The organism is Rhizobium sp. 42MFCr.1 (assembly GCF_000377185.1).
In the GTDB taxonomy this organism is placed as follows: domain Bacteria; phylum Pseudomonadota; class Alphaproteobacteria; order Rhizobiales; family Rhizobiaceae; genus Rhizobium; species Rhizobium altiplani.
This window is the reverse complement of the sequence record NZ_KB897890.1, coordinates 1-7,364: the sequence shown is the minus strand read 5'-3', so window position 1 is coordinate 7,364 and position 7,364 is coordinate 1. Positions and strand designations below refer to the sequence as shown.

Here is a 7,364-nt window from a genome sequence, read left to right as displayed (position 1 = left end):
CTGTCGGAATGACGAGCCAGGACACCGCCGCCAGCCAAGTTGCACACCAAGCAAGAAACCTTGTCATGATCGCACCTTTTCTTTCTTTGGTGGAAGACGGATCATCGTCTCCACTGGACGTCTGGGGCAACCTCGCTTGCACCCGCAGAAAATGCAGCCGCCGGTCGAGCGAAAAATACTTGCGGATGCGGAGGCCCCCTCGCAACGCCATGAAGACAGGCTAGCAGCAATCAGATCCGGCTGCATGTACGTTACGGTAAATTACGGAAACTGATCTGGTTTTTGCCATGGAATTGTCCGACACGCGATGAAGTGATGGGCCCGTCGACCTGAGGCCCTCCCGTTCAAAGTCGTGCAACCAACAATCATAATCGCGAGCGCGGAGCTTGGCTTCGCAGGTTGATTGTCCGAGCGCTTATAATGGGAGCATCACCTCGCTCACTTATTAAGTGAGAGATCCTGTCCGGTGATTTATCGAGCCATTTCTATGGCGAGACGGTATATTCGTCTTCGTGGCTGAGGTGGCTCGCCCTGCACGGGTCGTCCAAGGGTTGCGCGTAGGCCGAGCCGATCATCACAAACTGAAGAATGCGATTACGTCGTTGAATCCGGGCGGACCGCCTGGAGGAAGCTGCGCCTCTATTCATATCTCCTACGCAAGCTCAAGTTCACCGGGTCCGGGCCTCACCTAAATTCCAATGGCATAGTGCGTCGTCTATCTCTGCGCCGTCGTCTATTGGTTCATTCGTTGTGTGCCTTCATGGTGATCACGATGGAGACGGCTAATAGAGGCGGTTGAGGAGGCCCTTGCCCGGTATGGCAAGCCCGACATATTCAATACCGACCAAGGATCGTATTTCATGTCCATCGACTTCACGGCGGTGTTGAAGAAGGGTGGGTTGGATGGATGGATGGGAGGGGGCGTATGGCGGGACGACGTCCTTGTCGAGCGGCTCTGGCGGTCGATCAATTAGGAGGAGGTTTATCTTCGGGCCTTCAAAATTGTGTCCGAGGCCCGCGCTGGGATCGGCCGTTATTTGATCTTTTACAATACGCACACGCGCATGAAGGCGGCCGCATGATCGAGGCGTAACCACTTAACGAAACGCCGCGAACTGTTCAGACAAAGCGAGCCAGCTCTGTGATGGGGGTACTCTTCCACGAGCCGTTTGGCTCTGGTTCGAGCGCGCCAGACCTTGACCAGCTCGCCATCCAGCACGCGGAGACTATTCTGCGCGAATGAGGATATCCAAACCCGAATAACCTGATCAAAGCGACCCTGCAGCACAGACCAAAACCAACGAGAAGTCGACTTAGCCGCGGAGATGAATGAAGTCATGAAGCGCATTCTAATTATCGTCGTTTTTCTCGCGATCCTCACAGGAGGCGGGGCGTATTGGTATCTCCATGACCGCAACGGCTCCGGGGGAGTTGTTCTCTATGGAAACATCGATTTCAGGCAGGTCGATCTCGCCTTCAACGGGAGCGAGCGGGTCGCGGAGGTGCTCGTCGAGGAGGGGGATCGGGTAAAAAAGGATCAGGTGCTCGGGAGGCTGGATACCAGCAGGCTCGCTCCCCAAGCGGCGCAAGCGGAGGCGCAAGCGGCAAGCCAGCGCGCCAACCTTGCCCGGCTAAAGAACGGCAGTCGCCCGGAGGACATCGCCCAGGCGCGCGCCAATCTCGGATCGGCGAAGGTTGAGGCGGCGAACGCGAGGGCGCAGTATGAGCGCCAAGGCTCCCTTGCTCTGCGAGCCGTCGCCAGCCAGCGCTCGCTTGAGATGGCGGAATCGGAATCGAAGCAGGCCGATGCCAAGGTGGAGGTTAATCAGAAGGCATTGGATCTGCTTGTGATCGGTCCCCGGATCGAGGACATCGAAGAAGCAGAGGCGCAGCTTCGCGCGGCGGATGCCAATGTTGCCCTGCTGCATCAGCAGCTCGCGGAAGCCAATTTGGTAGCCCCAGTCGAAGCGATCGTGCGATCCCGGCTAATCGAGCCGGGGGAAATGGCTTCGCCGACGCGGACAGCGTTCTCGCTCGCCACAGTCAATCCTAAATGGGTTCGCGCCTATGTCTCCGAGACGCAAATCGGGCTACTGCGCCCTGGGATGAAGGCAACCATCAGCGTCGATTCCTTTCCGGGACGGCCGATACCGGGATGGATCGGTTTCATCTCCTCGGTCTCCGAGTTCACACCGAAAACAGTACAGACGGAGGAGCTCCGAAGCAGCCTGGTCTACGAGGTGCGAGTCTTTGTCGAGGATCCAGATAACGTCCTAAGGCTTGGAATGCCGGCAACCGTGAGACCGGATCTCAGTAGCGACGTCGCAGCGACCGCGCAGAAATAGGGTGAAAGCCATGAACGCCCAACAGACAGCCCTGGTCGCCAAGGACGTTCGCAAGACCTTCAAGCGCGACGCCGGTAAGCCCGTCGATGCCCTTGCTGGCATCTCGCTTGAAGTGGCTCGCGGAACGCTGACGGCCCTGGTCGGCCCGGATGGCGCGGGCAAGACCACGCTATTGCGACTGGCCGCCGGCCTGGTCGCACCAGACGCCGGCAGCATCGAAGTCATCGGTATCGACGTCGCCCGTTCGCCGCAACAGGTCCAGGACAGGATTAGCTACATGCCTCAGCGCTTCGGTCTTTACGAGGACTTGAGCGTCCAGGAAAACCTCGATCTCTATGCCGATCTGCACGGGATAGAACAGGAGCAGAGGAACAACATCTACCCGCGGCTGTTCGAGATGACACAGCTCGGGCGGTTCAAGCAAAGGCCGGCGGGCAAGCTTTCGGGAGGCATGAAGCAGAAGCTCGGGCTTGCCTGTACGCTCGTCCGCTCGCCACAACTGCTGCTCCTCGACGAACCGACCGTCGGCGTCGATCCGCTCTCCCGCCGCGAGCTTTGGGAGATCGTCCACAAGCTCATCGAGGAAGACGAGCTGTCTGTGATCGTGTCGACATCCTATCTGGACGAGGCTGAGCGCTGCGAACACGCCGTGCTGATGCATGCGGGACAAGTTCTCGCCAAGGGGCGGCCGGCGGACATTACAGAGAAGGCAAAAGGGTGTTGCTTTTTGATGAGGGACGCAAAGGGCATGGCGGCGCGATCCCTCCAAGCCCGGCTGTTTTCACTTCCCGGCGTCGTTGATGCAGTTCCGGAAGCTGGACGCGTCCGCGTGGTGCGCAAATCTGCAGAGGATGAACGACCGCTCGAGGTGGAGGGTACAAAGCTTGAGATCGAGGCGGTAAAACCTCGCTTCGAGGACGCCTTCATGATGCTCTTCAATGAGGCCACTGGCGACGAACGACGCGAGAGCCGGACAGAAGGTTCGAGCCAACATCCGGCCTCTGCTGAGACAATCGTAGAGGTGCGGGACCTTGTCCGCACCTTTGGCGACTTTACCGCTGTGGACCATGTCAGCTTCGGCGTGAAGCGTGGCGAGGTCTACGGCCTACTGGGACCGAACGGGGCCGGCAAGAGCACGACATTCAAGATGCTCTGCGGCCTTTTGCCGGCAACCAGCGGCACGCTGCAGGTAGCCGGCGCGAACCTATTGACTGCGGGGGCAAAAGCACGCCAGCGGCTCGGCTATGTTGCACAGAAGTTCTCCCTATACGCCCAACTCACTGTCGATGAGAACCTGGAATTCTTTTCCAGCGCGTATGGGCTGCGGGGACGCGCCAAGCGCGACAGGATCAATACACTGAAGGAGCAGTTCGAACTTGGACAATTCTCTGGCCTTCCGAGCGGACAGTTGCCCGGCGGTTTCAAGCAGCGGCTCGCACTTGCGGCAGCACTGTTGCACGAACCCGACATCCTGTTCCTCGACGAGGCGACTAGCGGGGCCGACCCGCTGGCGAGGCGGCAGTTCTGGGGGCGGATCACCGCACTCTCAGAACAGGGCGTCACGGTCATCGTGACGACCCATTTCATGGAGGAGGCGGAGTACTGCGATCGGATCATCATTCTGGACGCAGGCAAGAACCTTGCAGAAGGCACCCCCCTCGAAATCAGGACACACGCAAAGAGCACGGAAAACGACGCCCCGACCATGGAGCAAGCATTCATCGCGATCGTTGAGAAAGAGCGGCAGAAGTCCAAGGAGAGCACCTCATGAGCGATCAGGGACGAAGTGGCCTGGCCTGGGCACTCAGGCGTATACGCGCGCTGGTGCGCAAGGAAGCCTGGCAGCTCCTGCGTGACCCTAGCAGTATCGCGATCGGCATCATCATGCCGGTCGCTCTTCTCGTGCTTTTCGGCTACGGCATCAACCTGGACATCAAGAACGTCCCCGTGGCCATCGTCATTGAAGACGATTCTGGCGCGGCGCGCGGCATGGCATCAAGTTTCGAGCTCTCGGATTATTTTTCCGCCCGAAGAGTCAAGACTATGGTGGAGGCCGAGCAAATGCTGATGTCAGACGATATCAGAGCGATCGTCCGCATTCCCAGAGATTTCGCGCGATCGATCCAGCTCAGCACTGCGGAAGTCCAACTAATCGTCAACGGGGCGGATTCCAATACGGCGCGGATCTCGCTCGGTTATGCGCAGGGTGCGGTTGGGGTCTGGGCAGCGAAGGAGGCGGCCCGAAACGGTGGCAAGGTTTCAGGCATCACGATTGTTAGCCGGCTCTGGTTCAACGAAGCCAACGACAGCACCTATTTCCTCGTACCGGGCCTCATCGTGCTGGTGATGACGCTGATCGGCGCGCTGCTTACCGCTCTTGTCATGGCGCGGGAGTGGGAGCGCGGGACCTTCGAAGCACTGTTCGTCACCCCGGTTCGTTCAGTGGAAATCCTGCTCGGAAAGACGATCCCCTATTTCCTGCTTGGACTGGCGGGGCTGGCGCTCTGCGTCGTCGGCAGCAAGCTTTTGTTCGGGGTCCCGTTTCGTGGCTCGCTGGTCATCCTCACCATCGTATCGATGCTCTATCTTCTCGTCGCGCTCGGCCTCGGGCTGGTCATCTCATCGGCGACCAAGAGCCAATTCGTCGCGAGCCAGGTCACCCTGTTTGCGACCTTTCTTCCAGCCATGATGTTATCGGGCTTCATGTACGATCCCCGCAGTATGCCGTTCGCTGTCCAGATCATCACCTACATATTCCCCGCACGCTACTTCGTGACGCTCCTCCAGACTTTGTTCCTCGCTGGCAACATCTGGAGGGTCATCCTGCCAAACGCCGCTGTACTCGCCGCCATGGCGGCAGGGCTGCTTGGGCTCTCGGTGAGGCTTACCCGAAAGAGGATCGCATGATGCTGGCGTCGTTGTTTCGAATCCTGACAATTATCCGTAAGGAACTCCTTGTCATGCTGAAGGATCCGAAGAGCCGCGCAAGCGTGCTGCTGCCGCCAATCCTCCAGTGCCTCATCTTCGGTTATGCCGCTAGCTACGATCTAAATACCGTCCCCTATGCGCTGGTCGATCAGGATCACAGCGCGACCTCGAGGGCCCTTGTCGCCAAACTGGAAGGTTCCGGGGTGTTCCAGCGGCAAGCGACGCTGACTCAGACAGCCCAGGCGGCCGCGTTGCTGGACACGAAGCAGGTGGTCCTCATCGTCGTCATCGGACAGGACTTCGAACGAAAGCTTGAGAGCGACGCCTCGTCGATCGTCCAAGTGGTTGCCGACGGACGTAACTCGAACACAAGCGGCGTCGCCCAGGGTTATGCAAATACGATCATAGGAGACTTCTCAAGCAACTGGCTTGCCCAAAGGCGTTCTCCGGGCGCGATCCAAGTCACGACCCGAGCGTGGTTCAACCCGCAACTCGAAACCCGGTGGACGATGGCACCGTCGCTCATCGGAACCATAACAATGATGATGACGATGTTGCTGACAGCGATGTCGGTCGCGCGCGAGCGTGAGGAAGGGACCTTCGACCAGCTCCTCGTTGCTCCCTTTACACCGACCGAGATCATGATCGGCAAAGCCGTGCCTTCGATGATTGTCGGCATCGTCCAAGCCTCTGTGATCCTGTTGGTCGCGCTGTTCTGGTTTCGGATTCCCTTCGCGGGATCGTTCGCTACCCTCTACCTGGGACTTGCGCTATTTCTGGCGGCCGCCATCGGATTTGGACTGTTCCTGTCGTCGTTGGCGGGAAACATGCAGCAGGCGATGGTTTTGTGTTTCATCTTCCTCATGCCCTTCATGCTGCTCTCGGGATTGATGTCGCCGACGGACAACATGCCAGAGGTTTTGCAATACGCGACCGTGATAAATCCCTTGAAATACGCGATATCGATCACCCGACGCGTCTACCTCGAGGGCGCGCATGTCAGTGAGATGATGCCCGACATGTTAGCGCTCGTTGCGATCGCCGCCGTCACCATGCCTGTCTCGGCATGGATGTTCAGGCGCCGATTGAACTAGGGGCTGATGCGTCTGATGGCCGTGTGGCGGCGGCAAGCCAAAGTACCAGATATTGATCTATTCGGACCAAGGCTCTCACCAGCATGGACTGGTCCTCGTTCCTGAAGCACCATAACCTGGTCCACACGATGAGCCGTCGAGGCAATTGTCACGACACCGCGGTCGTGGAAAGCTTCTCCAGTCTTCTGAAGCGCGAACGGATATGCCGCAGGCTCTACCTTTCACGCGATGAGGCCCGCCAGGATATGTTCGATTACATCGAGATGTTCTACCCTCCGAAACGCAAGCACGTCAGAAACGGGATGCTGTCGCCCGTCGAGTTCGAGAAGCAGCAGAAAATCTCTCCCGAGGGTTTCTACGAAACCCGGGGCCATTCACTTTCTTGTTTCAGATATTCGGGAATGCGCACTCGATGGATATGCGGGGCGTATTTTAACCTTATCAACACTGCGCGATGCCATGCCCCCCAAAGTAATCATCAGATTCAAGGCAAAGCAGCGTTGCGGCCCTTTAGAGGCCACACCTTTGGGATTGTTGGGAGGCCTTTTTCTGTGACCCCAGCCGACAATGTCCGTGTTCAGTAGTGGTTAGGCCAAGGGATAAGCCGCTCGAGGTCTCGGACGATATCAGCTTCCAATTCAGCGACCATCGTCTCGTACTCCTCGATATAAAAGCGGTCAGCACCGTCACGTCGGAAGTTGTCTAAGGCGATACAAGCCTTGTCGTAGTCTTCAAGAAGATTGCAAAAGAACGGCCAAGAGCTGGACGCGGGCAGTTTCTGGAGCAGATGGCGTTGCGCAGGCAGCTTGAGCATCAATCGACGCAATCCACATTGCGCGGTCCTGCTGCTGCCGTCCGTCTCCATCCGATCGTTCCCCAATGGCGATCCTCTACCCAATAACAGTGTAGCAACCGCGGACCGCCACGGAAGTAAATTACGGTATGTTCTGTTTCCGTGCCCGTTCTAACCCGGTGAATTAGCGAGGCCTTTTTTGGT

Annotated in this window: 6 protein-coding genes and 2 pseudogenes; 7 read left to right on the top strand and 1 reads right to left on the bottom strand. The window is 58.2% G+C overall.

The genetic code is table 11. The features are described 5' to 3' along the window. The 7 genes and pseudogenes from C934_RS35445 to C934_RS33135 all read left to right on the top strand — a co-directional run. Positions 1-274 (top strand): hypothetical protein (locus C934_RS35445; protein ID WP_210162752.1); only part of this gene is annotated, 274 nt, incomplete at its 5' end. Between the two features lie 439 nt (positions 275-713). Beyond that, a pseudogene (locus C934_RS34470) lies at positions 714-1,055 on the top strand (IS3 family transposase); the annotation flags it as partial. 282 nt (positions 1,056-1,337) lie between these two features. Then, on the top strand, positions 1,338-2,345 hold the full coding sequence (locus C934_RS0131170; protein ID WP_037090783.1) for an efflux RND transporter periplasmic adaptor subunit: 1,008 nt from the start codon (positions 1,338-1,340) through the stop codon (positions 2,343-2,345). Between the two features lie 10 nt (positions 2,346-2,355). Continuing rightward, entirely contained in the window at positions 2,356-4,116 is a 1,761-nt protein-coding gene (locus tag C934_RS0131165; protein WP_018860419.1) for an ATP-binding cassette domain-containing protein, read from the top strand. Next, entirely contained in the window at positions 4,113-5,252 is a 1,140-nt protein-coding gene (locus C934_RS0131160; protein WP_018860418.1) for an ABC transporter permease, read from the top strand. The genes C934_RS0131165 and C934_RS0131160 overlap by 4 nt, the downstream gene beginning before the upstream one ends. Beyond that, the gene (locus C934_RS0131155) at positions 5,249-6,367 is read left to right on the top strand and encodes an ABC transporter permease (protein WP_018860417.1); all 1,119 of its coding nucleotides are present in this window, start codon (positions 5,249-5,251) and stop codon (positions 6,365-6,367) included. Before C934_RS0131160 ends, C934_RS0131155 begins: the two co-directional genes overlap by 4 nt. A 12-nt stretch (positions 6,368-6,379) precedes the next feature. Then, positions 6,380-6,720: pseudogene (locus C934_RS33135) on the top strand (IS3 family transposase); the annotation flags it as partial. 224 nt (positions 6,721-6,944) lie between these two features. Here C934_RS33135 and C934_RS0131145 read toward each other — a convergent pair. After that, on the bottom strand, positions 6,945-7,232 hold the full coding sequence (locus C934_RS0131145) for a hypothetical protein (RefSeq protein WP_018860415.1): 288 nt from the start codon (positions 7,230-7,232) through the stop codon (positions 6,945-6,947). Positions 7,233-7,364: the final 132 nt, after the last annotated feature.

Bases quoted from the DNA above. Each gene is read 5' to 3' on its own strand.
- C934_RS0131170 (WP_037090783.1), top strand. From the start codon at position 1,338: ATGAAGCGCATTCTAATTATCGTCGTTTTTCTCGCGATCCTCACAGGA.
- C934_RS0131145 (WP_018860415.1), bottom strand. From the start codon at position 7,232: ATGGAGACGGACGGCAGCAGCAGGACCGCGCAATGTGGATTGCGTCGA.
- C934_RS0131160 (WP_018860418.1), top strand. From the start codon at position 4,113: ATGAGCGATCAGGGACGAAGTGGCCTGGCCTGGGCACTCAGGCGTATA.
- C934_RS0131165 (WP_018860419.1), top strand. From the start codon at position 2,356: ATGAACGCCCAACAGACAGCCCTGGTCGCCAAGGACGTTCGCAAGACC.
- C934_RS0131155 (WP_018860417.1), top strand. From the start codon at position 5,249: ATGATGCTGGCGTCGTTGTTTCGAATCCTGACAATTATCCGTAAGGAA.